23 protein-coding genes are annotated in these 24,008 nt (G+C 32.8%); 9 read left to right on the forward strand and 14 right to left on the reverse strand.

Annotation, left to right across the window (positions count from 1 at the left end):
• Positions 1 to 70: 70 nt before the first annotated feature.
• The 11 genes from BSF42_RS10145 to metG form a co-directional block, all read right to left on the reverse strand.
• Positions 71 to 1,438, reverse strand: a complete 1,368-nt coding sequence (locus BSF42_RS10145) for a hypothetical protein (protein WP_253251025.1) — start codon at positions 1,436 to 1,438, stop codon at positions 71 to 73.
• Between the two features lie 212 nt (positions 1,439 to 1,650).
• The gene (locus tag BSF42_RS10150) at positions 1,651 to 2,781 is read right to left on the reverse strand and encodes an OmpA family protein (protein WP_095953034.1); all 1,131 of its coding nucleotides are present in this window, start codon (positions 2,779 to 2,781) and stop codon (positions 1,651 to 1,653) included.
• 174 nt (positions 2,782 to 2,955) lie between these two features.
• Positions 2,956 to 4,350: a hypothetical protein gene (locus BSF42_RS10155; protein ID WP_095952969.1), complete on the reverse strand. Its 1,395-nt coding sequence runs from the start codon at positions 4,348 to 4,350 to the stop codon at positions 2,956 to 2,958.
• Positions 4,351 to 4,383: 33 nt separating this feature from the next.
• A complete protein-coding gene (locus BSF42_RS10160) occupies positions 4,384 to 5,013 on the reverse strand; it encodes a chloramphenicol acetyltransferase (RefSeq protein ID WP_095952970.1) in 630 nt (209 codons plus the stop codon).
• On the reverse strand, positions 5,013 to 5,720 hold the full coding sequence (locus BSF42_RS10165) for an HAD family hydrolase (RefSeq protein ID WP_095952971.1): 708 nt from the start codon (positions 5,718 to 5,720) through the stop codon (positions 5,013 to 5,015). Before BSF42_RS10165 ends, BSF42_RS10160 begins: the two co-directional genes overlap by 1 nt.
• Before the next feature lie 202 nt (positions 5,721 to 5,922).
• Positions 5,923 to 6,810: a DMT family transporter gene (locus BSF42_RS10170; RefSeq protein WP_095952972.1), complete on the reverse strand. Its 888-nt coding sequence runs from the start codon at positions 6,808 to 6,810 to the stop codon at positions 5,923 to 5,925.
• A gap of 128 nt (positions 6,811 to 6,938) precedes the next feature.
• Positions 6,939 to 8,381: a hypothetical protein gene (locus BSF42_RS10175; RefSeq protein ID WP_095952973.1), complete on the reverse strand. Its 1,443-nt coding sequence runs from the start codon at positions 8,379 to 8,381 to the stop codon at positions 6,939 to 6,941.
• A 137-nt stretch (positions 8,382 to 8,518) separates the two neighbouring features.
• The gene (locus BSF42_RS10180; RefSeq protein ID WP_172426669.1) at positions 8,519 to 10,030 is read right to left on the reverse strand and encodes a flotillin family protein; all 1,512 of its coding nucleotides are present in this window, start codon (positions 10,028 to 10,030) and stop codon (positions 8,519 to 8,521) included.
• 17 nt (positions 10,031 to 10,047) lie between these two features.
• On the reverse strand, positions 10,048 to 10,614 hold the full coding sequence (locus BSF42_RS10185) for an NfeD family protein (RefSeq protein ID WP_172426670.1): 567 nt from the start codon (positions 10,612 to 10,614) through the stop codon (positions 10,048 to 10,050).
• Between the two features lie 148 nt (positions 10,615 to 10,762).
• Positions 10,763 to 11,038: a hypothetical protein gene (locus BSF42_RS10190; protein WP_095952976.1), complete on the reverse strand. Its 276-nt coding sequence runs from the start codon at positions 11,036 to 11,038 to the stop codon at positions 10,763 to 10,765.
• 272 nt (positions 11,039 to 11,310) lie between these two features.
• The gene (gene metG, locus BSF42_RS10195; protein WP_095952977.1) at positions 11,311 to 13,446 is read right to left on the reverse strand and encodes a methionine--tRNA ligase; all 2,136 of its coding nucleotides are present in this window, start codon (positions 13,444 to 13,446) and stop codon (positions 11,311 to 11,313) included.
• A gap of 431 nt (positions 13,447 to 13,877) precedes the next feature.
• Between metG and BSF42_RS10200 the strand changes: the two genes are divergently transcribed.
• Together BSF42_RS10200 and BSF42_RS10205 are read left to right on the forward strand one after the other, a co-directional pair.
• Complete coding sequence (locus tag BSF42_RS10200) at positions 13,878 to 14,105, forward strand: CDGSH iron-sulfur domain-containing protein (protein ID WP_095952978.1); 228 nt, start codon at positions 13,878 to 13,880, stop codon at positions 14,103 to 14,105.
• A 130-nt stretch (positions 14,106 to 14,235) separates the two neighbouring features.
• Positions 14,236 to 15,372, forward strand: coding sequence for a DinB family protein (locus tag BSF42_RS10205; RefSeq protein WP_095952979.1), 1,137 nt, complete (start codon positions 14,236 to 14,238; stop codon positions 15,370 to 15,372).
• Positions 15,373 to 15,409: 37 nt separating this feature from the next.
• Here BSF42_RS10205 and BSF42_RS10210 read toward each other — a convergent pair whose 3' ends face one another.
• Positions 15,410 to 16,153: a hypothetical protein gene (locus tag BSF42_RS10210; protein WP_095952980.1), complete on the reverse strand. Its 744-nt coding sequence runs from the start codon at positions 16,151 to 16,153 to the stop codon at positions 15,410 to 15,412.
• Positions 16,154 to 16,211: 58 nt separating this feature from the next.
• Positions 16,212 to 16,574 (reverse strand): hypothetical protein, encoded by a 363-nt coding sequence (locus tag BSF42_RS10215; RefSeq protein WP_095952981.1) that lies wholly within the window; start codon positions 16,572 to 16,574, stop codon positions 16,212 to 16,214.
• A 262-nt stretch (positions 16,575 to 16,836) separates the two neighbouring features.
• Here BSF42_RS10215 and BSF42_RS10220 point away from each other — a divergent pair, with 262 nt between their 5' ends.
• The 3 genes from BSF42_RS10220 (at position 16,837) to BSF42_RS10230 (ending at position 18,981) form a co-directional block, all read left to right on the forward strand.
• A complete protein-coding gene (locus BSF42_RS10220; protein WP_095952982.1) occupies positions 16,837 to 17,403 on the forward strand; it encodes a hypothetical protein in 567 nt (188 codons plus the stop codon).
• A 27-nt stretch (positions 17,404 to 17,430) separates the two neighbouring features.
• Positions 17,431 to 17,820 (forward strand): hypothetical protein, encoded by a 390-nt coding sequence (locus BSF42_RS10225; protein ID WP_095952983.1) that lies wholly within the window; start codon positions 17,431 to 17,433, stop codon positions 17,818 to 17,820.
• 105 nt (positions 17,821 to 17,925) lie between these two features.
• On the forward strand, positions 17,926 to 18,981 hold the full coding sequence (locus tag BSF42_RS10230; RefSeq protein WP_095952984.1) for a hypothetical protein: 1,056 nt from the start codon (positions 17,926 to 17,928) through the stop codon (positions 18,979 to 18,981).
• 1 nt (position 18,982) lies between these two features.
• Here BSF42_RS10230 and BSF42_RS10235 read toward each other — a convergent pair whose 3' ends face one another.
• The gene (locus BSF42_RS10235) at positions 18,983 to 19,432 is read right to left on the reverse strand and encodes a protease complex subunit PrcB family protein (protein ID WP_095952985.1); all 450 of its coding nucleotides are present in this window, start codon (positions 19,430 to 19,432) and stop codon (positions 18,983 to 18,985) included.
• Between the two features lie 534 nt (positions 19,433 to 19,966).
• On the opposite strand from BSF42_RS10235, the gene BSF42_RS10240 reads away from it, so the two are divergent.
• The 4 genes from BSF42_RS10240 to lgt all read left to right on the forward strand — a co-directional run bounded on the left by BSF42_RS10240 (position 19,967) and on the right by lgt (position 23,924).
• A complete protein-coding gene (locus tag BSF42_RS10240; RefSeq protein WP_095952986.1) occupies positions 19,967 to 20,506 on the forward strand; it encodes a hypothetical protein in 540 nt (179 codons plus the stop codon).
• 135 nt (positions 20,507 to 20,641) lie between these two features.
• Positions 20,642 to 21,562: a hypothetical protein gene (locus BSF42_RS10245; RefSeq protein ID WP_095953035.1), complete on the forward strand. Its 921-nt coding sequence runs from the start codon at positions 20,642 to 20,644 to the stop codon at positions 21,560 to 21,562.
• A 158-nt stretch (positions 21,563 to 21,720) separates the two neighbouring features.
• Positions 21,721 to 22,992: a serine--tRNA ligase gene (gene serS / locus BSF42_RS10250; RefSeq protein WP_095952987.1), complete on the forward strand. Its 1,272-nt coding sequence runs from the start codon at positions 21,721 to 21,723 to the stop codon at positions 22,990 to 22,992.
• Between the two features lie 89 nt (positions 22,993 to 23,081).
• Positions 23,082 to 23,924 (forward strand): prolipoprotein diacylglyceryl transferase, encoded by an 843-nt coding sequence (lgt, locus tag BSF42_RS10255; protein WP_095952988.1) that lies wholly within the window; start codon positions 23,082 to 23,084, stop codon positions 23,922 to 23,924.
• The last annotated feature ends 84 nt before the right edge of the window (positions 23,925 to 24,008 follow it).

Raw genomic sequence — 24,008 nt, forward strand, 5'->3', positions numbered from 1 at the left:
AAAAAAAATAATCCATAACGTTTTTTTGAAAGCTCGAAAACATTAACATTTGGATTAATTCTCAATAAATTTAACGGGTTTTTATTTCACCAAAAGAAGTTGGTTTTGAAAAAACAGCCTTATTTATAATCGGATTTGTGTTTTCCTCAGGCATGAAACCATCATTGAATTTTCGCATTATAAATTGTTTTGAAGTAAAGTCATAATAGCCCAAAATATAATAATCTTTGAATTTGAATATATTTTGAAATGCTGCTCTTTTCTGAAGACCTAAAAAATAATAAATATTATCTGCGGCGAATGGCTGTTGGGGCTCTTTTATAAAATCCAAGTTGTTATTTAATACACTTTCAAAATAAACACTTTGGCTGTTATATGTTTGTGGAAAATTTCCATAAATATTATAATATTCTTCTTCTTTAGGAGATCCTCCTATGGTTATAAATGTATTTTGTTTGTTTTTAAAAGCGGTCAAGCCGATGTTTAAGAACGCTAAACGATTTAAAAAATCACCTGTTTTTTTTAATTCGACTGGTCTTCTGCTGTCTGTCAAAAGGAATAATGGAGAATTTTTAAAATTAATAGTGTCATTTTTCAAAGTGCTGACAGTTTTTAGTATTTGGCCGGAGTTATAATCTTTTATTTCAGCCACTATCACGTATTTATTGGCGTTTATTTGATAGAGTTTATCATCAACGAGAAATGAATTGCTTACATTATTTGATTTATCAATAAGTGGCTGCGGAAAAGATTTTTCCTTAATGGTTTGATTTTCTAAATCCATATCAAATACGTGTGTGTTTTTTGTATTGTAATCTAAAGTCAATATTAAATGATTGTTTTTTAAGTAAATTTTGCTCTTTTGTGCGCTTTTATCTAAAGGAGTAAAATCATCTGCATCAATTTTTTCGATCGGATTTTCATCAACAACTTTATTAAAAGTGATCAATTGCGCGTTTCTGTTCTTAAAATCAAAAGAAGAAAAATCAAATTCTTTTTTTTCTACAATTCCATTTTTAAACGTATGCACTATTAAAACCTGCTGGTCTTCATATTTTGAAAGAACATAAAATGTATTGTTTTCTTGAAAATTAGTTACGATGTAGTTTGGTATTGAAGGGAAATCAAACTTTACCATTTTTACTGTTTTATTCTCCAAAGAATATTTTACGGCAATAATGTTTTTGAAATCTTCAGAAGCCCAATATAAATAAGGGTTTCCATCTTCTCCAAAGCTATATCCAACAAGTAATTTATTGACCGTTTTAGGAAAAGTCAATTGATCTTTAAAAAATAAGGCGCTATTGTATTTTAGTATAGTGATATTTTCGCCGCTGGCGGCAAAAACAAATACATCGTGGGTTTGCTTGTTCTCGACATTTAAAATCTGAATGTTTTCATCCGTTTTTTTTAGATCTAACGGAAATGAACTCAGCATAGTTTGACTAAATAGCGCTGAATTAGAGACTAGTAAGAATAAGAGTAGCAGTTTTTTCATGAATCTTGTCTGACAAAAATCATTCCAGTCTGAACTACTCTTTAACTATCAGTGTTCAATACAGAGCTCAGAACCCTGAATAAACTGGATTTTGAATATAAAAAAGCCCTAAAGAATTTTCTTTAGGGCTTCAGTTTTTATAGAGAAAAAAATTATTTCACAATAAAAGTAACTCTACGTGCTAATCTTCTAGCTTCGTCAGAATCTTTTTGGATTGATGTATCTGCACCATTAGCTACTACATTTAAACGAGAAGAAGCGATTCCAGCTTTTTCAAAAATTGTCTTAACATTAGTTGCTCTAGCATTTGATAATCTTTCGTTGTATTCTGCTTTTCCAACTTGATCAGCATACCCTACAAGGTCAAGTGATGCAGATGGGTTTTTTCTTAAGTAATTTAAAACAACATCGATAGCTGCAGTTGAGTTTTCGATAGGAGTTGATTTGTTGAAATCAAAGTATACACTGTAATACTTATCATTGATCATTTTTTTGATCAAATCGTTATCAGCTACTTGTGCAGGACTAACTTGTTTCTCGATAACTACTTCTTTTTGTGCAGGAATCTTTTTGATTTGCGCTTCAAGATCTATTATTTTGTTTTCTAAAGCTGAAATATCAGTGTTATCACTTGACATTACTGTCCAATCTGCATGTTTATTGTTTTTACCTAAGTAAACATTTAATCCAATTGTACCATTGAAAAGTAATCCTGAAAAACCTCTGTTTTCCGGAACATAAGTGCCATCAAAAGTATGATCTTGTGTTGAATTTAAAATTGTAGAGAAATCACCAGTTAAAGCAATTCTGTCTGACAATCTAATTTGTCCTGTAACTCCGGCAATAAAGTTACCGACTCTATCTTTTCCAGTAAAATTATCTCCTTTTAATTGACCTACTCCAAAACCAGCATGCCCTAACAAACCAAATGTATTTGTCCAAGTTTCAAAATTCATGATTCGGCCTAAATTTGCCACCGCCTGCAGATCTATTCTGTAGTATTTTGAATCAAATTCAATAGAATTACTTTTATTAGTAAAACTATTGTATCCAAAGTCGGCTTTTAAACCAAATTTGTTGTTAAACATATAACGCACTCCAATATCACCAACCCACGGACTTGGAGTACTTGTAAAGTAACCTTCTGCAAATGGTTTTTGAGGTTTAGTCAATCCGCCAGCCAACTCTATAGACCATTTATTAAATCCACTGTTGTTTTCTGTTTGTGCATGAAGTCCTGTTAGTCCAAGAGCAAATGCAAGGGTCATTACAACTTTTTTCATTATTATTGATTTTAAATTTTGGATCAAAAAAACGATAAATTGTAAGTAAATACTTCCGGTAAAAGACAAAAAAGTATTAGAATAGGGTAAATTGCAAACTCATTTCGAATTCAAAAACTTTTTAAGAATGCAAAAAAAGTAATTTTAAATTATAAGTATTTGATGTTGATGTGTTTAGTCAAATCCGTCAATGAATTTTCGCAAAACGTATGCTTTTGAGTTCACATCATAATATCCCAAAATACTGTAATTATTTAATTTGAGAATGTTGGTAAGAAAAACTTCTTTGTGAGAATCTATAAAGTAATACATCTTATCGGCCGCAAGTGGTTCGTGTGTTTCTTGCGTTAATTCAAATTTTTTAGTCCAGACACTTTCAAAATATACCGAATAATTTGTGTCTAAATTATAATAGCCCGAGGAAGGGAAGTCTCCCATAAAATCATCAAACATATTGTGGCCGTTAATAAATATGGCTTTTGATTCTTGGCCGCTTCCTCCCAATGTTATAAAAAGATTTTTATTGTTTTTAAATACAGAAAGACCTGCGCTTAAAGAAGCTAATTCTTTTAAAAACTTACTTGTTTTCTTTAGGTCTTTAGGTCTTCGATTTTCGACCTGCATTAACAGCGGCGAATTGCTAAAACGAATAGTGTCGTTTTTGGAAACAACAAATGTTTTTAAAGCTTCACCAGAATTATAATCTTTGATGTCAAACAAAAGTTTGTCTGAATTGACATTAACTTGATAAAGCTTGTTTTCGTGGTAAAAAGAGTTTGACGTTTTTGGGTTTTTATGGCCCGAAGGCTGCATAAATGTTTTTTCTGTTATCTCTAAATTTTCTAGATTGATGTCAAACAGCTGTGTCTTTCTTATACTTTGATCTAAAGTTAGAATCAAGCGATTTGGAAGTGTATATAATTTGCTTTTTGCAACCGCTTTATACAACGGATTATATTCTCCAGAATCCATTTTTTCAATCGGATTTTCATTCAAAATCTGATTAAAGGTTTTCTGCTGCGTTCTGCGATCACGGAAAGTAAAAGAACTAAAATCGAGAAATTTCTCCTCGGCCATTCCGTTTTTAAATACAAAAACCGTTAAAGCCTGTTTCTCGTTATATTGCAGCAACAGATAAAAATTATTGTCCTTTTGATATTGCGTAATTATAGATTGCTCTTCAAGAGGAATTTTAAACTTCAATGCTTTGGAAGTTTTATTTTCAAAATAATATTTAATTATAATAATGCTTTTCTCCTGTTCAGAAAACCAATATAAGGTTGGGTTTCCATCTTCGCTGAAACTATAACCTATTAAAGATTTGTTTTCTACGAATTGTCGAGAGGTAACAAATTTATCCTTTAAGAAAAGGGCGCTGTTGTATTTTAGTATGGAAAGACTGTCGGAATCCGCGATAAAAACAAAAACATCATGAGTCACTTTGTTCTCTGCATTTAAAATCGCGCTGTGTGATTTACTTTTTAAATCTAATGGATAAGAGGTTAGTACTGTTTGACTTAACGTGACAGTGCTAAAGACTAAAGACCAAAAAAGAAAGATTTGTTTCATGTTTTTTTACGCTCAAAAATCATTCCGTATATACTATTTATTCATAAGCTCCTGAAATAAGTCTACAAATTGACCAACATGCATTCCGTCCATTAAACCATGATGTACATAAACCGCCATAGAAATGGTCCTTTTTCCTGTTTCAGACACCATCATTTTTCCAAATGAAATTTTAGGGCAGCTGTCAGGATAAGTAAAACTTCTGGCATGTGTAAGTGATGTGAAATTTAACCACGGAATTGCCGAAAAGTGAATTAAATTATCATCATCAAAAGACCTTGTAAAAAGTCCGGTTGTGTTTTGAATGCGTTCGATTTCTGTTAATGCAATTTTTTCAAATGTTTTAAAATCGGGATCGTATTCAATTAATGAAAATCCGAATGTGCCGTCTTCGCGCCCAATTGTCGCAGATGCATCTATGCGATCGTTAATATAGATTTTATTTTCTGAAATTCGGTATCTAAAATTTTCAATTGCATTTACAGCAGTTAAAGTTTTATGCAGATAGAAAATGAAAAAAGAGGCGTTCATACTTTTTGCGGTTTGATACGCTTTGGTACAATCAATTTCTACAGTGGCGCCAAAAAAAGGTTCTTCCATCTGTTTAAAATGAGCAAAATGCTCTTTTCTATTCCAGTTTTCTAAGTCTAAAAGTGTTTTCATTATAGTAAATTAGGAACAACTTCTGCAATAGTTTCAAATGAACTAAAGTGTTGGTGTTCAACTTTGTGATTTATTTTTTCGTGTTCCCAAGTGGTGTGAAAAGGAATATGAACTGCGTAACCGCCAATTCCCAATACGGGCAGAACATCAGATTTTAATGAATTTCCGATCATTAAAAACTCATGCGCCTGAATGTCTAAACGGCCCAATAGTTTTTCATAATCAATTTCCTGCTTGTCTGACATCACTTCGATATGATGAAAATAATGCCCTAAACCAGAACGATGCAGTTTACTGTGCTGATCTTTCAAATCGCCTTTTGTAGCAACGACCAATTTGTATTTTCCGTGTAAAGACTGTAAAGTGTCTTCGATTCCGTCCAAAAGTTCGATTGGTTTTTCGAGCAGTTCTTTTCCGTATTGAATGATTTTTTCGATTACTTCAACTGGAATTGTGTTGTTCGAAATATTCATCGCAGCTTCAATCATCGAAAGAATATAACCTTTAATTCCGTAACCATACAAAGGTAAATTGGCAATTTCAATTTTAAATAACTCTTGCGAAATGCCTTGATGCGAAAGATAATCTTCCATCAAAGCGCAGAATTTATGTTCGGTTTCTTGAAAATAAGGTTCGTTTACAAACAAAGTATCATCGGCATCAAATGCGATTACTTTTAAATTTGGAATTTTGCTTTTATGTAACATAATTTTTTTGTTTCAGGTTTTAGGTTTTCTTTGTTTCAGGTTTTTTCTGCCACGAATTCACGAATTTTAGCTAATTTTTTGCCACAGATTGAGATGATTTAAAGATTAAAATATCTGCTCAATCTCCAAAATCTGCGAGAGAACTTTTCCATCACAAATTGCACGAATATTTAAAGCCAATCTGTATGAAAAATTTCTCCATCTAATCCTTAGAAAAAAGCCTTTTTAAAGAAATAGTTTTATCGTAAAAAGTGATTCGGATTCCGAAAAGTAGAACTATACCGCCGAAAACCATTTGTAAAGTTATTTTTTCTTCTAAAAACAACCAAGCTAAAATCGATGTAATTACAGCTTGACTTAATAAACTCAACGAAACTCTGGTCGCGCGCATATGTTGTGTCGCGTAACTAATCGAAAGCCAGGCGCACAATTGACAAATTACGGCTTGTAAAACTAATACAAACCAGCCCGTATTTGAAAATCCTGTAAAAGGTTCGTCCAGCGAATAACATAAAACTCCCAAATAAATGCTCGAAGCAAATAAACTAATTGTCATAAACGATAGAACATCTACTTCTGAAAGTACATTTTTGCTGACCAAAAGATAAATCGAATATAAGATTCCCGATAAAACCGCAAATAGAAATGCCTGATTGAAATTCAGATCAATAAAAAATTCAAATCCAACCAACGTTACCATTCCGAATAAAGACACGACAGTTCCGATCCAAAAGTTGGTGGCAGGTTTTGACTTTAAAAATAAAAAAGTACCAATTCCAACCCAAACTGGAGATAAATTCGTCAGCAGCGAAGCCTGAGTCGCACTTGATTCCTGAATGGCAATATTCCAAACCGCCACATCTGATGAAAATAAAACACCGCAAAGCATCGCTAAAAGTGCAAATTTTAGAGTTGGAAGTTTGAAGTTATTACTAAAAATAACGTAGGGAAGTAATAAAATAAAAGCAAAGAACATTCGATAAAATGCCGAAATTAATCCTGGCGTCAAACGCAGTTTTACTAATATCGGGAAAATCGAGATGCAGAGTATACCGCAGATTAAAGCTAATCTTGGTTTGGTGAGTTTCATTATGTGTATTTAATCGTGTATTATTTATCAAAGATACTTTACAAAATGAATACTTTGAAAGCAAAAAGCGCGAATCAATTAAAAATAGTAATCGGTTCGCGCTTTTTTATGATAGAATTTAATTGTTTTTAATCGAAAAACTTTCTAATCGTATATTCTTTAGTTTTATTGTCGTAATAACCCAAATAATAAACACTCTCCATTTTGAATAGGGTTTGAGAAGATACATCTTTATTATCATCAAAAAAAGTACGGATTTTATCGAAGGCTAATGGTTTTAAATCTCCCTGTATATGATTGTCTTCGTGATCAAACAAACCTTCAATTTTCACCACTTTTTTGCCAGCATAAGAATTGAAATTATCCATTGTTGGACTGAAAAATGCAGCGCCTACAAGAGCACCAATAAAACCATATTGATTAGCAGTTACTTGTCCTGCAGATTGTTGTTGCGCTGAAACCCCTCCGATAGTAATTAACGTATTAGAACCAATATGATAACAAGAAAGACCAGGACGAAGATTATTTAATTTTCTGATAAATTGAGAACTGTTTTCTAAAACTCTTTTAGGACCAAAAAAATCTCCACCTTCTTGATTAATCTCCGAATTTTTAAATTCTATAGGTTTGCCTGCAATAGCAGTGTATGCTTTTAAAATCGTATCATTTAAATCTTTAACATTCAAATATAGTCGGTCAGATGAAGTTTTTATTTGATATAGTTTTTTATCAGAATAGAAAGAGTTTGAATTCAATTCACTGCGAAATTCAGCTTGAATTATAGGATGTTTCAATAATTTTTCTGTACCAGTGTAACTTTCTAGATTTAATATAATTACTTGTGTATAATCTATGTTTGAATCTATTGTTATGACTATTTCTTTACCATCAAAATAACATTTTCTTTTAAATGCCCCATCTGTTATCGAAGTCAAGTTTTCAGGTGTAATATATTTAAGAGAAAACGGAGCTTCGTAAGGAAGCAGGTTTTCTTCTAAAACTCCATATAAATTAGTTCTTTTATAAACGCTTGTGTAAAAATGAAAATCTTTTAATTCAATAGATTTTTCCTCTTGTTTACCGTCTTTATCGAAAATATATAGTTTGAGAATGTTGCTTTTTTTTACAACAGTTAAAAGATAAAATGCGTTGTCTTTACTGAATCTTTGTAAAACCTTTTCATCTTTTAAAGTAAGAGCATACTCTTGATTTGTAATTGTTTTAGAATCAAAATCATAAAACTGAGAAGAGATTTCTTTGAAGTTATCTGAAGACCAATATAACCTCGAGTTTTTGTCATTAATATTATAGCCGATCATGCTGGCATATTTTTTAACATCTGGTCTTGGAGCTGACATGCTGTCGCTAATTTTCATTTGTTCGTTTAAGCGAATTGCTTTTACTTTTTCTTTATCACTGATGAACAAAGTAACTTCTTTCTTTTCGTTATTGACAATTTGAAAAATATCCCTATTCTTTTTAAGAGAAACAGGAGTAGAGTTTACAACTTCTTGAGAAAAAGAAATCAAAAAATTTAAAAGCAAAGAGGTGAGGAGTAGTTTTTTTACCATTGGTTATGTTATTCTTTTGTTTTGCGCGAATATCTAAAATTTTTCTGATATATTTTTTAAATTTTTTGTAAAGCAAAAAGCGCGAATCAATTAAAAATAGTAATCGGTTCGCGCTTTTTTATGATAGAATTTAATTGTTATTCTTCTTTTTCTACAACTTCAATTGTTGGCGGAACTTCCGGTGAATCTTCACCTTTTAGATAACTTGGTAAGTTTAATCCAGCCATATTGAAAAGATCATTTAATGGAGGAACCGTTTTCATCATTCCAGAAACAAAATTGGCAGTTGAGCCATTTTCGCCTTGGCCATTTCCAGAATCCCAAACCGTGATTTTGTCAATTTTGATGTTTTTAACGGCTTCAACCTGAGTTTTAACCAATTCAGGAAGTTTTTCTAATAATAAAAGCTGGAATGCTTTGCTTGGATCTCCGCCTGCTGCAGCCACAACTTCTTTATAACCTTCCGCTTGTTTGGTTAAGATTTCTAAAAGACCTTTTGCTTCGGCTTCCATTTTAGCAAAAATCGCATCGGCTTCTCCTTTTGCATTTTCCCTGATAGTTTCAGCAGCAGCTTGTGCCTCAATGATTGCTCTTTGTTTAGCAATTTCAGCAGGAATTACAATATTGGCAATTTGAGTAGAACGCTCTCTTTCAGAACGCGCCAACTCGGCTTTTTGCTCTGCAACATACGATTCTTCCAATGCTTTTGCCTGTTGTACTTTCTCGGCTGTTATTGCAATACGCAATGATTCTGCTTCTTTTTCTCTACGAAGAGCCTCAGAATTTGCAATTGCAATCTTGGCCTCATTTTCTCCCTGAATCGCAATCGCATTTGCTTCAGAAGTTTTTACCCTTGTATCTCTTGCTGCTTCTGCCTTTCCAATAGTTTCATCTTTAGACGCAGTTGCAATACTAATTTCTCTATCTTTTTGAGTAATGGCAATTTTTACGTCGCGATCTCTGTGTGTTTCCGCAATTTGAGTGTCTTTTTCTCTGTCAGCAAGAGCTTTACCCGTTTCTCCAATTTTCTCTTGCTCAGCAACACTAATTTTTGCTTCGTTTATAGCTTTTGCTGCAGCTTCTTTTCCTAAAGCTTCAATGTAGCCAGATTCGTCTTTGATGTCGGTAACGTTGACGTTGATTAATTTTAAACCAATTTTCTTTAATTCGCTGTCAACGTTTTTCGAAATATTATCTAAGAATTTATCACGGTCTGAGTTGATTTCTTCAATTGTCATGGTTGCAATTACCAAACGTAACTGTCCAAATAAAATATCCTTTGCAAGTTCTTGAATTTGTTCTGATGACAATCCTAAAAGTCTTTCAGCAGCCGTATTCATACTGTCTGTTTCTGTAGAAATTGCGATCGTAAATCGGCAGGGAACATCGACTCTAATGTTTTGACGGCTTAACGCATTGGTTAAATTGGCTTCGATAGAAAGCGGTTTTAAATCTAAAAATGCATAATCCTGAATTACCGGCCAGATAAAAGCCCCGCCACCGTGTACACATTTTGCAGATGTACCGCCTGTGCGACCGTAGATAACTAAAATTTTATCAGAGGGGCAGCGCTTGTACCTTGAAATTAATGCCGAAATTGTTACGAATAGAACGATTGCCGCAACTGCAATTAAAATAATTGGGTTCATTATCATTATTATTTATGTTATATGGTTTCTACAATTAAGATGTTGTTGTTTTCTATTTTTACAACTTTAACGGCTGTTCCCGACGGAATTCTTTCATTTTCTGTCATGGCTTCCAGTTCATGAAAAGCACCGTTTACACTAATCAGGATTTTACCTTTTCCATTTTTATTTTCGGGAATCGTCAAATAAACTTCAGCAGTTTTATTTACCGTATTGGTTATTTTAAAAGAATTGTCTTCGGCTAGTTTTTGTACTTGTTTGATCACGAAAAAAAATAAAAGCACAAACAAAAGCCCAACAACAAAAGAAGTCATAATGATAAACACGGGGTTTTCGCCAAGAATGGAATAAAAAGAAATTCCAGTCCAGCTGAAACCTAAAAGAAAGTTGATCAGATTTCGTAAGGAAAACCATTGAAAGTCATCTCCGCCATGAACATCGGCATCAAAATCGGTATCGAAACCATCAGCGACATCAAGACCTGAAAAGGTAATAATAGTTTGAATGATAAAAATTAAACTTGTTGGAATTGCGATATACCAAAAAGATTTAAGTAGTCCAGGTAAACTTTCTAATAGCTCCATAATTTTCAGTTTTTCGAATAACTTTTGGCGCTAATATCTTACTTTTTATGAAAGAAAACTAATTTTACTAAAAATCGATGTTTTGGTAATCTCTAAGAGCAAAAAGCGTGAAATCAAATAAGAATTTCACGCTTTTAATGCAATTGTATTAAACCGCAATAATTTTATTGCAGGCTGTTTCAATTTGTTTGTCAGAAAATGATCCGACTGCTTTTGCCAGCATTTTACTGGTTCTAATAGAATTAATCATTTTAATCCTGAGATCTTGGTCATCGCCCATTTCAGTTAACAGAATGGTCTCGAAAATTTCTGAGAGATATTCTGGCTGCTCTCTAAAATCATCTACAAACCAAAGGTCTGAGAGAAATTTTGCCATTGCTGTCATTACAGCCGTTTCTGTTGTTTTTTCATTTTCTGTTTGCATATTAGAAAATATTAGATACACGAATACCACGCTTTAGGTGTGCAAACATTCCAAGGAATAATTTTAGGAGGTTTCCCGTTCCTTCACCATGACGTGGTATACGCTTATGTTAACTTAAAATAAGTTTATGGATTTCTCCTTGTGAATAATGTTTGCAGAACAAACTTACAAATATAAATTCGAAAGAAACAACAAAATGTAAGAATTTTATCTTGTTTTTGTTGTGCAGTTTTGTCATTTCGAGGAACGACATGTTTACTGTCTAAATCAGTTTAATTTACAGTCTCTCCATTTGGAGCATCCGCATCTGGATTTACGAAAACCAATTTTCCTTCCGCGTTTGTTGTCATCAAGATCATTCCTTGACTTTCGACACCGCGTAAAGCTCTTGGAGCTAAATTTGCTAATACAGAAACACGTTTTCCGATGATTTCTTCTGGCGAAAAACTCTCTGCAATTCCTGAAACAATCGTACGAACATCAATTCCGGTATCAACTTTAAGAACCAGAAGTTTGTTTGCTTTCGGCATTTTTTCAGCTTCCAAAATAGTTCCGATACGAATATCCATTTTCGCAAAATCCTCAAACTGAATTAAGTCTTTTTGCGGTTCTGGTTGTTTGCTTTCAGCAAGATTAGCCGTTTTTGTTGCTTCCAATTTATCTATTTGTTTTTGTATTTCTTCGTCTTCAATTTTTGCAAAAAGCAATTCTGCTTCACCAATTTTATGTCCTGCCGGAATTAAATCTGAATTTTCAGAAATGTCATTCCAACCTAATTTTTTATCCAAAATAATCTCTTTTGCATCACGATCTTTCTCTTTCAAGAATTTGCTGAATCCTGCAAAATGTTCTTTAAGATCACCTAAATTCAGGATTTTAGACAATTTAGCCGATGTAAAAGGTAAAAACGGTTCAGCTAAAACGCTCAAAGCAGCAGCAATTTGCAACGCCACATACATTTGCGTTTTTACACGCTCTGGATTGTCTTTCATTACTTTCCAAGGCTCTTCATCAGCAAGATATTTGTTTCCTAAACGCGCAACATTCATTAATTCGCCCAAAGCTTCACGGAATCTGTAACGCTCAACCGAACTTGAAATCACAGCTGGATACGCTTTTAATTCGGCTAAAGTTTGTTCGTCAACTTCAGTAAATTCATTTGGCGTCGGAATAACACCTTCGTAATATTTGTTCGTTAAAACCACAACACGATTAATGAAATTTCCGAAAATCGCAACCAATTCATTATTATTTCTCGCTTGGAAATCTTTCCAAGTAAAATCATTATCTTTTGTTTCCGGCGCGTTTGATGTTAATGCATAACGCAAAACATCCTGTTTGTCTGGGAACTCTTCTAAATATTCGTGTAACCAAACCGCCCAGTTTTTAGAAGTCGAAAGTTTGTTTCCTTCCAAATTCAAAAACTCATTTGCAGGAACGTTGTCTGGCAAAATATAACTTCCTTCGGCTTTAAGCATGGCAGGGAAAATGATACAGTGAAAAACAATATTGTCTTTCCCAATAAAGTGAACCAATTTCGTTTCTTCATCTTTCCAATACGGTTCCCAATCTTTTCCTTCGCGCGCTGCCCATTCTTTCGTAGACGAAATATATCCGATAGGTGCATCAAACCAAACGTATAATTTTTTTCCTTCGGCACCTTCAACAGGAACGTCAATTCCCCAATCCAAGTCACGTGTTACCGCACGAGGTTCCAATCCGCCGTCGATCCAAGATTTTACTTGTCCGTAAACGTTAGGTTTCCAGTCGTTTTTATGTCCCACCAAAATCCATTCTGTCAAGAAATCAGAATAACGGTCTAAAGGTAAAAACCAGTGTTTCGTTTCTTTTAAGATTGGAGTTTCTCCTGTAATTGTCGATTTTGGATTAATCAAATCTGTCGCATTCAAAGTCGATCCGCAGTTTTCACATTGATCGCCGTAAGCTCCTTCATTACCACATCTTGGGCAAGTTCCAACCACAAAACGATCTGCTAAAAACTGATCTGCTTTTGCATCGTACAATTGCTCGGTTACTTCTTCAATAAAATCACCATTATCATACAGTTTTCTAAAAAATTCCTGAGCCGTATCATGATGAATTTTTGCCGAAGTACGAGAATAATTATCAAATGAAATTCCGAAATCAGAGAATGATTTTCTTATTATTCCATCATATTTATCAATAACTTCTTGTGGTGTAATTCCTTCTTTTTTGGCTTTCATCGAAATTGCAACGCCGTGTTCATCGCTTCCGCAAATAAATGCAACGTCTTTTCCTTGCAAACGCAAGTATCTCGAATATATATCTGCAGGCACGTAAACACCCGCCAAATGCCCAATATGAATAGGTCCGTTGGTATAAGGCAATGCCGCTGTGATAGTATATCTCTTTGGATTCTGTGTCATAACTCAATTTTATTGAGTGCAAAAATAAGCAATAGAATTGAGATTTTAATATTGATAGGAGAATCGCACGTAATTTCGCAGAGCTGCACGAATAAAAACACAAAGTTTCGCAGAGATTTTTTATCTGTTTGTGTTAAAAGAATCTCGCAAAGTTGCGAAGTCGCAAAGTTTTTGTTTCACGCAGATTCCGCAGATTGAGCAGATTTAATTAGAAAATCCCTTTAATCCTTTAATATGGGGCATTAATTTAAAAACTTTGCGACTTTGCGAGATTAAGTCGATTTGCTTTAAAATAAATTAGCGTTTCACTTCGAAAAATCTCTTCGCATCTCTGTAAAACAACCCCACAAAATAGAACCAGTTTAAACTACGTTTGCCTCTTATAAATAAAGATATATTTCGCAATCTTTGCACTCGAAAAAAACAAGTTTATGAGCAAGACAAAATTAATCATCAATAAAAACGGATCTATTAAAATCGAAGGAGATTTTGAAATCATGGATCCAGAAGGAGTACTTTACGGTTTACAAGGAAGAGCTGCACTTGGCCTTTGCCGCTGCGGATTATCTGCAAACAAACCATTTTGCGATGGAGGACACAGAAACAATTTCGAACACGATTCTGTTGCGTTTGATTTACCGCCAATGAAAACAAACTAAAATTCATTTAGGTTAAAATATTTTAAAACCGCATTCTATTTGGATGCGGTTTTTTTATGCAGTTTTTTTATAAAAGTAAGTTATTACTTAGAAAACAATATTACATTTACGCAACTTTAATTTCCCAAAAATGAAAAAACTAATAATACCACTGTTGCTTTTGTTTTTGAGTACAACTTATGCTCAAACTCAAAAAACGATTTCCAGCGATTGGACTTCTTTCAATCAGACAATTGATATTCAGACTGCTGTTACGAAGAAATTTAAGGTAATTGCTTCTGTTAAAGTCGAAACTGCAGAACCAGCATCTTGGGCTGGTGTCTGGGCAAGAGTTGATACCAAAAATGACGAAGAAGGTTTTTTTGACAATATGCAGGACAGGCCTGTAAAATCTAAAGAATGGAATTCTTATACCGTTGAAGGAACTTTAGATAAAAACAGCAAATCATTAAGTTTTGGAGGTTTGTGTATCAATAACGGAAAATTCTATTTTGACAAATTCGAATTGTTGATTGAGAACGATAAAGGTGTTTTTGAACCTTTTACAGTTTTGAATTCAAGTTTTGAAACTCCTGTAAAAAATGGGGATATTCCGAAATGGAGCTTTGGAACCTCAAAAGAAGCTATTGTTAAAGTAAAAGAATTTAAAATTTCTTCAGACAAGTCAAGTGTCGACGGAAAAAGCAGTATACTATTAGAAGGAAGCGGTATTAAACCAAGACCAGAAGCTAGAATAGGAAATGTTGAAGGAGCTTCTCCAAAAATCAGCGACATGATTTCGATGCTTGAAGACCTTAAATCACGCGTGGAAAGAACGGTGAAAAACATGAGCCAATATGAAATTGATTATCTTCATGATGAAGAAGCCAATCGAATTGGAGCTTTGGTAATGCATTTGGCTGCAGCCGAAAAATATTATCAGGTTTTTACTTTTGAAAACAGGGATTTTAATGAAGAAGAAAAGAAAATATGGAACAACGCTTTAAATCTAGATCAAGGCGGACGAGACGATTTTAAAGGTCACGATATTCAATATTATTTGGACATTTATAATCAAGTGCGTGCAAAAACAATTGAAGAATTAAAGAAAAGAGATGACGCTTGGTTTGCCCAAGTTCAGTTAAAATACGATATGACAAATCAATATTGCTGGTTTCACGTTATGGAACACCAATCAAGTCATTTAGGTCAGATTTTGTTTTTGAAAAAACGAATTCCGCCAGAGAAACCGCAACAAAAAACGCTTCCAAAAGAGATTAAGAAATAAAACCAAAAAAGCTGCATCTTGAAAAATGCAGCTTTTTTTATATTTGCTTTAGTTGAGGTTTTACTATTTCAAAAAAAGTCTGATATTGATTATTGTTTTCTGGATTGGTGATTCTGGAAAAGCCACAATTTTCAAAACAAATTCTTAGATAATTGATAAATGTAGTGTTATGTTCTTCATACAAAAATTGTCCATCAACACTTGGTTTTGAAGTGACTTGTAAAGCATAACCCTGACCACCACTAATATTGTCTTTATGAAAATAATCAGCGGAAAGCTCTAATGAGACAAAACCATCATCTTCATAATATTCTTGAAAAGTTTCAAAAGCATATTCATCTGTAACTATTGAAATAAGCTCATCCAAACTTATTATTTGAATTGGATCTGCATATTCCCAAATAAAATCTTCATTTGTATCATAGTCCCAGCCAAAATTACACGCACCAACAATCTTATAAAACATTTTTAAAGATAAAGGCACAAATCCGAACGACTTAACTGATTCTTCTAGTTTTTCTAGTAATGAATCTGTGTTTGGTAGAGGATTTAATAATGGACGTTCAAAATTAAATTGAAAATCAGTTTTAAAAAGATAATTGATGTTTACCAATTCCTTGTAAATAATACCAAGATTATAAGCTACTCGTTCAAAAGTTTCAGTTAATACTTTTTCAATTTCAACACTATTATTTGGCAGAAATGCATCATTACCAAGTTCATAAATGTCATTATAAACTTCTTTTGTTTCTCCTTTTAAATATCTTTCGTAGAAATTCATTTAATATTAATTTTAATTGAGGGTATTATCTTTTGCAGATTGATCAGAGTGATAATTTTTAAATATCTAAAAATGTATCATTTTCATTGTAATAATTTAAACATTCAATTAGTTTAGTAATACTTACAGTCGGATTTTGAGATGTTGCTAAGTCAATTACATCTTGAAAATTATCACACGAATATCCAAAATCAAAGTTCATTTTGATAACTTCTACAGGATATATTTCGTTATCATCTTCACCAATTTGTACTGTGTTTCCGACGTACACAATCATTTCGGGAAAGAGTTGATTATTATCATTAGGTATATAAATGTCGTAGTAATAATCAATATTGTAATTTTGTGAACGATCTTTTTTTTCTTTAACAAATGTTATAAAATTGCCCAAAATCCATGTTTTGTTTTTAAAGTATTGCATTTTACAAATTGTAATAATTATTTTACAAATATAATGCTTTAAATATTCTAATGTTTTTAATTAACGTTTAAAGTATCTCAAACTGAAAGAAAACCTCATATCGAATTTAATAATTTACTAAGAGATTAAGAAATAAAACCAAAAAAGCTGCATCTTGAAAAATGCAGCATTTTTTATGGATTACAGTGAATTTTAAAATGTAAGTACTTGTATTTAAATTAATTACTTTAATTTTAGTTCGGTATAAATAATTTACTTATTTATGGAAGAACTTACTCATATCAAATCAATTATCGGAATCATTCTGGGTTTAAGTTTAACGCATCTTATCAAAGGATCTGTAATTTTTATTCAACATCCAGGGCGTAAGAAATTTTATTTTGTGCATGCGCTGTGGGTGTTTTATGTTTTTTTAATGCTGATTCATTTTTGGTGGTGGGAGTTTAATCTTAAATTAATTCATGAATGGTATTTTGCAGATTATTTCTTTATTATCTGTTATATTTTGATTTATTATCTGCTCTGCGCCATTCTTTATCCAGACGATTTAGTAGAGTATACAGGTTATGAAGATTATTTTTATTCCAGAAAGAAGTGGTTTTTTTCTATTTTGGCCATAAGCTTCGCTGCCGATATAATTGATACCGCAATTAAAGGAGGAGATTATTTTTTATACAATCAAACCGAATATTTTGTTCGTGTTGTAAGCCACATTATTTTATGTTTTGTGGCAATAAAAGTCGATAATAAAAGGTTTCATATTATTTTAGTACTGCTTTTTATTATTTACGAACTCTCTTATATTCTGAGATTGTTTAATGTTGAATAAAATGATGAAAATTAAATTGCATTTAGAATGAAAATTAAACTTTCCATAGTACTCTTTCTTTTGTTTTTAAACAAAGGAGTGGGGCAGAACAAAATAAATCTATTCTCAGAAATCAATTACAATTCAATTCCTGCGATAAATTTAAGCGAATATAAATCGGTTCAGGAACGTGATTCACGATTTCAAAATCCGAATATTGCGTTGGGAGTCGGAATTTCTGGCGGCGGATCGAGAGCACAGTTTTTTAGTATGGGCGTTCTTTTAGGATTGGAAGAAGTTCAGGAAGAAAGTTCCAAACGCAATTTTTTAAATGAAATTGATTATTTCTCTACCGTTTCTGGAGGCTGTTATTCGGCGGGATATTATTTAACAATATTGAAAAATAAACTGCAATACGATAATTGTACTTTCAATTAATTTTATTTCTCTAAAGCAGATGCCTTTAAATCGGAAGTAAATAAATCGGCGACACTTTTCTCTCTTTTAAATAACAGCAGAAACGAAAAAGGAGAAAAAATCTCTATGGCACAGCGGCTGGATTTAGAAGTTTTGCAATACGACAGCTCGAATCCTGAAAATCAGAATAAGTTTAAAAACCAAATGCGCTTAGCTGATTTCTTTGTTCCGAAAGACAGTAAAAAAACTCCAGAATTACCCATGATGGTGGCCAACGGAACTGCCTATAACAATGGAGAACGATTTCCTTTTATGCCGCATATAATTCGGGCATTAAAAATCAATTCGTCTTTGGCTCCCAATAAAGCATCAATTCCGCTTGACGAAAACCTAATTAACAACGGATATGATTTCCCTCTTACGTATGCTATTACGGCGAGTTCTGCTTTTCCAGGTGTTCTTCCCAAAACAAAATTCGGAATCAAAAATCAGGATAAAATTTTGTGTGTGATTGATGGCGGCGCTTCAGATAATATGGGTTATGAAACTTTGATTGAACTGCTTCATAACGACTCGAAAGTGAAAGACAAAAACAAAAAAGCACTTTTTATAGATTGTTTAGGCCAAGGTAAAAAAGCACCTTTTATAAATGATGAAAAAATCAGATTGATTTCCTTGTTAGAAACGGCTTCATTATATACCGTTCAAACCCGATACATGACTTTTGAGAGAGATGTCGAAAATGTACTGGAACGCTATAAAATTCCAACTTCAAATTATCAGGTTATTGGATTTACCACTTTGCGAAATCATTTGTCAGATCTAAAAAAAGATCAGCAATACGAAGATTTGGTTACGCAGTTAAAAAACACCGATGACGAAGCGGCAAGCTGGCTGAAGGTTCATGATGATTTTAGAAATCTGTTAATTGCTAAATTTGGAGCTGAAAGTTTTAAAAAAGACAAAAATGGCGAATTGCAGCTTTCAAGTTTAGAAAAAGAAAAGTTTAAAGATTTTGGTGCCAGCGAGCTTTTAATGCTTTATGAATATTCGTCACACGTAGAAACCAAACTCAAAATTACACCCGAAGAAAAAGAAATGTTATTGCTTTCCGGGCGTTTTGCAGCGTATTTAAAAACAAAGGAACTGAAAGAATTATTAGCAGAAAATAAGGGCTTGTAGATTACTGTTCAAAAACAATCTTTTTTGTTGTCTTTGCTATTTTTATAATGTCATAAGGTCTGGATAATCTAGAAGTAAGATCTCCGTTTTTCAATTTTTCTATTTCGACAATTATAGTATTGCGGTTTTCTGTAATTCCAACAACATCTACTGAGTGTCCGCCGCTTCCTTGTGTTCTATCAATAATTACAATGATTTGATATTGGCTGAAATCAATATTCGTTTCTTTAAAATCTTTGGTTAAATTATTTACTGCATCCATTTCAGTCAATAATTTATTCCAAGTTGCAGTATCTTTAATTATTAAATGCCTTTGGGCTACACTTTCGTCATTAGGAAAAGAATCTCCCTTACCAACCACAGAAAACTGCACATCAGACTGAGGTAAATCGTCATTTTCACAGCTTGTTAAAGCAAGTAAAAGAGCGAAAATTAGTAAAATATGTTTCATGACTTTTGGTTTTGGTTGGAAGAACGATAAAGCACTGCTTATTTAATAGATGCTTTTTTTGTAAAAGGTTGCTTAAAGTTAGTTAAAATTTTTATGCATCATTCTTATTTATAACGTAAATTTTCATTAAAAATTGCAATAAGTTAAAGGAATGTCGTAAAAATATATTTTTTATAAAAATAGTGTTCAGAATTTATATTACGATTTCTAATTTTAATAAAATTAATTGCGTCCAGCTTTAGCTGGAGGTTTTGTTATCGATCGTCAAATAGGCTTTAGCCGAAGTGTATTATTTGGCTAAAGCCCTTTATGAAGCAATATTTTTTGATCTCCAGCTAAAGCTGGACGCAATTCAAAGATTTAGATTTTTAAATTTTTCACTTTCGAAGCTAAAACACCTTTGTCAAAGTTTCAAACTTTGAAAAAGGTTTCTGTGGTTAAGGAAAATACGAAACAAGTTTTGATTGGAATAAAGTATTTCTTTTCTCCAATATTTTACCCGAAATTTGCAAATCAATCTCAAAACAAATTCAAATGGAATTCGGTAAAATCATCATTTCAGAAACTGCGGCAAAAAGCGAAAATCCGCAAGACGTTGTTAATTCAAATATTTCGGTAATTAATTTAATGCGCGAAGAAAAAATAGACGACGATTTGATTCACGAAGATGCGTTGATGAGTTACTACTTGGATTTTTACACCTCAAAATATACCGAAGGAAATTTTTCAAAATTCGTGTACGATTCTGGCTGGAATAAAGAACTTAATGAATTAATTGAAGAAGGTTTGGCCTTAATTGGAGCCGAAAAACATTTGGCTTTATTTCAGGAACAAAGTAGAAAACTGCGTTTACAAAGCAATATTAAATTGGGTAAGTTCCTGCAGGGAAAATTCGACGTTCCAAATCCGTTTCGTGATCTTCTGAATAATAATGATTATTTTGAATTGGATGAAAATCTGGTTGAATTAAATGCATCGTTTTTAAAATCGCATCCGGATACAGAAGTACTTTCTGTTGAAGAGATGTTCTCGGCTTTAGAAGAATTTGTTGGGCATGAAATAAAAAGAGATTAAATTATCTAAAGGGCTGTTTTAATTGGAATTTTTATTGTTTTAGGAAATAGGTTTTGAAATTTTAATTTTCTTAGTATGAATTGTAAGAAAATTATATATTTGGAGCACCCTAAATCTTCTAAACAAATAATGCCTATGAAAAAATGTATTCTCTTAAGCGGCGTTTTATTGTCCTTGATCGCCTGCGGAAAAAGTGAAAAGAGTATAAACAAAACAGAAATTCAGAATCAAGAACTGCTTTCTCAAACAGAATCAAATACTGATTTAAACAGCAAACCGCTAAAAAAACTCATTTTCAAAAATCTGGATGACATAAAAGATTCGGAAGAATTAAATCTGCCATTACTTTCTAAAGTCGCTTCCAACCTAAAAATTAAATATTCAAACATTAAAATAGACGAAACGAGTTCTATTAACTATGACGATAAAACTGCTTTTTTTGTTCTAACAACTGTAGAGCGTAATAAAAAGAGCCACAAAGCGGAAGGTTATGAAAATTTGGGAAATTATTTTCAGCGTAAATATTTATTTGTAAACAGAGAAGACGGATGCATTATTGCAGAAGAATTTGATGCTAATTTAGGTTATTATGATAATGAATCAATCCGTTTTTCTAAATCACATATTTTAAAAGATTTAGTTTATTTAAACGAAAATACTCCGGCAATTGCTTTTTACACAGAAGCCAGCGCAAGCAGTAGAATTGTATTGTATTCCGAGCGAAAATTTACATTGGTAACTTTAGCCGAAAACGAAATTAAAAAAGTTTTATACGGATATCCAATTCGAATGACAAATGGAGATTCTAACGGAGGCAATACGTACCAAATAGAAACTTTGGAAACCGGTTTAAGTTTTGGAGATCATAAAACAAATGGTTTTTTCGATTTAATCATAACCAAAAACTTTTCGTACGAAGAAGCATTTGAAAGTGATTCTGAAAATAATTTAGCTGAAGAAACGAATCTGAAAACCAAAAAAGAATCGGAGAAAATAAAGTTTAACGGCAGGGAATATGCTTTTCATAGAGATGACAGGCATCGTTTTCTGGAGTAAAATTTATAAATCTCAACTAATACCAAGAGCACTTTTTTAGTGCTTTTGCTGTTTCTGGGAGATTTGAGTTTTCCTTGTAAACTTTGTCCTATTGTTAACAAACATTTCCTTAAATTTGCTTCCGTTATAAAAAATACAATAGTTATAAAAATCAAGCTATGTTACAAATTGCATTTATTAGAGAAAATCAAGAGAAAGTAATCAAAGCTTTAGCAAAACGAAATATCGATGCTAAAAGCGTTGTTGAAGAAGTGGTTCAATTAGACGAAAATCGTCGTGCTGCACAGGTAGAATTAGACAATACTTTATCAGAATCTAATAAATTGTCCAAAGATATTGGTGAATTGATGAAAGCTGGTGAGAAAGCAAAAGCAGCAATCCTAAAAGAAAAAACAGTTTCGCTAAAAGAAAAGAGTAAAGAACTAAGCGAGAAAGCAGAAGCTTTGGCGGTTGAGTTAACGAATAAATTATACACATTACCAAATCTTCCAGCAGATATCGTTCCTGAAGGAAAAACTCCAGATGACAATTTGAATGTTTTTCAAGAAGGAGATATTCCAGTTTTACATGAAGGCGCACAGCCTCATTGGGAATTGGTAAAGAAATACGATATTATCGATTTTGAATTGGGTGTAAAAATCACTGGAGCTGGATTTCCTGTTTACAAAGGAAAAGGAGCAAAATTACAGCGTGCCTTAATCAATTATTTTTTAGATAAAAACACTGCCGCAGGATATAATGAAGTTCAGGTGCCTCATTTGGTAAATGAAGCTTCTGGTTTTGGAACAGGACAATTGCCAGATAAAGAAGGGCAGATGTACCATTCTACAATTGACGATTTATATTTGATTCCAACGGCTGAGGTTCCAGTTACGAATTTATTCCGTGATGTAATTTTAAACGAAAGCGATCTGCCGGTTTTACATACTGCTTATACGCCTTGTTTCCGTCGTGAAGCGGGTTCTTACGGAGCGCACGTACGCGGATTAAATCGTTTGCATCAATTTGACAAAGTAGAAATTGTACGTGTTGAACATCCTGAAAAGTCTTATGAAGCACTTGACGGAATGGTAGAACATGTAAAAGATATTTTAAAAGAATTAAAACTGCCATACAGAGTTTTACGTCTTTGCGGAGGCGATATGGGATTCACATCTGCTTTAACGTATGATTTTGAAGTATTTTCTACAGCACAAGACCGCTGGTTAGAAATTAGTTCTGTTTCTAACTTTGAAACTTTCCAGGCAAATCGCTTGAAATTACGTTTCAAAGACAAAGATGGAAAAAATCAATTGGCACATACCCTTAACGGAAGTTCATTAGCGCTTCCTAGAGTTTTAGCCGGAATTATTGAAAACTACCAAACTCCAGAAGGAATCGTAATTCCAGAAGTTTTACGCCCTTACTGCGGATTTGATATTATAAACTAGTTTTTTAGTTTTCAGTCGCAGTTTTCGGTCTCAGTTAGATACTGGACTGAAAACTGCGACTGCGACTGAAAACTGAAAACTGCGACTAAATGATGGATGGAATATTAAACTGGAACGTAGATCCTGTTATTTTCTGGATTACAGATAGTTTTCCTTTAAAATATTACGGAGCTCTTTTTGCCAGCGGACTTCTTCTAGGATTTTATATTGTTAGAAATATCTATAAAAAAGAAAATCTTTCGCTGGACAATCTCGACACTTTACTTATTTATGTAATTGTTGGAACCGTTCTTGGCGCGAGATTAGGACATTGCTTTTTTTATGAAGCAGATTATTTTCTAAAGCATCCGATAGAAATTCTTTTACCAATCCAGAAAATAAAAGGTTCTTATGAATTTGTGGGCTACCAAGGATTAGCAAGTCATGGCGGTTCGATAGGAGTTATTACAGCAATGATTTTATATTGCCGCAGATACAAAGTAAAATTCTTAGGCCTTTTAGATAAAATGGCAGTTGCAGTTCCTGTAACCGGTACATTTATCAGATTGGGAAATTTTATGAATTCTGAAATCTACGGAAAACCAACCAATGGAAATTGGGGAGTTGTTTTTCAAAGAGATGATTTAATTCCCAGACATCCAACGCAACTGTATGAAGCATTTGCTTATTTATTGATCTTCGGGATTTTGTTTTACATGTACAAATCGGAAAAAATTAGAAATGCACAAGGATTAATCTTTGGAACTTTCTTAACTTTATTATTCTCAGCTCGATTTATAATTGAATTTTTCAAAGAAAATCAAGAGAGTTTTGAAAATAATATGCTGATTAATATGGGGCAGATTTTAAGTATTCCGTTTATTGTAATTGGTTTAGCCTTGATAATTTGGAAAAATAAAAAAGTCACAGTTTACAGTGGCAGTTTACAGTAACTGACTGAAAACTAAAAAAAGTCACAGTGGACAGTGACAGTTTGCAGTAACTGAAAAAAAGTCACAGTTTACAGTCACAGTTTA

Origin of the sequence: Flavobacterium sp. ACN6 (genome assembly GCF_002304005.1) — a bacterium.
Lineage (GTDB): Bacteria > Bacteroidota > Bacteroidia > Flavobacteriales > Flavobacteriaceae > Flavobacterium.

What these genes read in the sequence shown, in the direction of transcription:
- BSF42_RS10185 (WP_172426670.1), bottom strand. Translation starts at nt 10,614, where the DNA reads ATGGAGCTATTAGAAAGTTTACCTGGACTACTTAAATCTTTTTGGTAT.
- BSF42_RS10165 (WP_095952971.1), bottom strand. Translation starts at nt 5,720, where the DNA reads ATGTTACATAAAAGCAAAATTCCAAATTTAAAAGTAATCGCATTTGAT.
- BSF42_RS10235 (WP_095952985.1), bottom strand. Translation starts at nt 19,432, where the DNA reads ATGAAACATATTTTACTAATTTTCGCTCTTTTACTTGCTTTAACAAGC.
- BSF42_RS10245 (WP_095953035.1), top strand. Translation starts at nt 20,642, where the DNA reads ATGAAAAAATGTATTCTCTTAAGCGGCGTTTTATTGTCCTTGATCGCC.
- BSF42_RS10145 (WP_253251025.1), bottom strand. Translation starts at nt 1,438, where the DNA reads ATGCTGAGTTCATTTCCGTTAGATCTAAAAAAAACGGATGAAAACATT.
- BSF42_RS10200 (WP_095952978.1), top strand. Translation starts at nt 13,878, where the DNA reads ATGAGCAAGACAAAATTAATCATCAATAAAAACGGATCTATTAAAATC.
- BSF42_RS10155 (WP_095952969.1), bottom strand. Translation starts at nt 4,350, where the DNA reads ATGAAACAAATCTTTCTTTTTTGGTCTTTAGTCTTTAGCACTGTCACG.
- BSF42_RS10220 (WP_095952982.1), top strand. Translation starts at nt 16,837, where the DNA reads ATGGAAGAACTTACTCATATCAAATCAATTATCGGAATCATTCTGGGT.
- BSF42_RS10180 (WP_172426669.1), bottom strand. Translation starts at nt 10,030, where the DNA reads ATGAACCCAATTATTTTAATTGCAGTTGCGGCAATCGTTCTATTCGTA.
- BSF42_RS10205 (WP_095952979.1), top strand. Translation starts at nt 14,236, where the DNA reads ATGAAAAAACTAATAATACCACTGTTGCTTTTGTTTTTGAGTACAACT.
- BSF42_RS10240 (WP_095952986.1), top strand. Translation starts at nt 19,967, where the DNA reads ATGGAATTCGGTAAAATCATCATTTCAGAAACTGCGGCAAAAAGCGAA.
- BSF42_RS10175 (WP_095952973.1), bottom strand. Translation starts at nt 8,381, where the DNA reads ATGGTAAAAAAACTACTCCTCACCTCTTTGCTTTTAAATTTTTTGATT.
- serS (WP_095952987.1), top strand. Translation starts at nt 21,721, where the DNA reads ATGTTACAAATTGCATTTATTAGAGAAAATCAAGAGAAAGTAATCAAA.
- BSF42_RS10230 (WP_095952984.1), top strand. Translation starts at nt 17,926, where the DNA reads ATGGCACAGCGGCTGGATTTAGAAGTTTTGCAATACGACAGCTCGAAT.
- metG (WP_095952977.1), bottom strand. Translation starts at nt 13,446, where the DNA reads ATGACACAGAATCCAAAGAGATATACTATCACAGCGGCATTGCCTTAT.
- BSF42_RS10190 (WP_095952976.1), bottom strand. Translation starts at nt 11,038, where the DNA reads ATGCAAACAGAAAATGAAAAAACAACAGAAACGGCTGTAATGACAGCA.
- BSF42_RS10215 (WP_095952981.1), bottom strand. Translation starts at nt 16,574, where the DNA reads ATGCAATACTTTAAAAACAAAACATGGATTTTGGGCAATTTTATAACA.
- BSF42_RS10170 (WP_095952972.1), bottom strand. Translation starts at nt 6,810, where the DNA reads ATGAAACTCACCAAACCAAGATTAGCTTTAATCTGCGGTATACTCTGC.
- BSF42_RS10160 (WP_095952970.1), bottom strand. Translation starts at nt 5,013, where the DNA reads ATGAAAACACTTTTAGACTTAGAAAACTGGAATAGAAAAGAGCATTTT.
- lgt (WP_095952988.1), top strand. Translation starts at nt 23,082, where the DNA reads ATGATGGATGGAATATTAAACTGGAACGTAGATCCTGTTATTTTCTGG.
- BSF42_RS10225 (WP_095952983.1), top strand. Translation starts at nt 17,431, where the DNA reads ATGAAAATTAAACTTTCCATAGTACTCTTTCTTTTGTTTTTAAACAAA.
- BSF42_RS10150 (WP_095953034.1), bottom strand. Translation starts at nt 2,781, where the DNA reads ATGAAAAAAGTTGTAATGACCCTTGCATTTGCTCTTGGACTAACAGGA.
- BSF42_RS10210 (WP_095952980.1), bottom strand. Translation starts at nt 16,153, where the DNA reads ATGAATTTCTACGAAAGATATTTAAAAGGAGAAACAAAAGAAGTTTAT.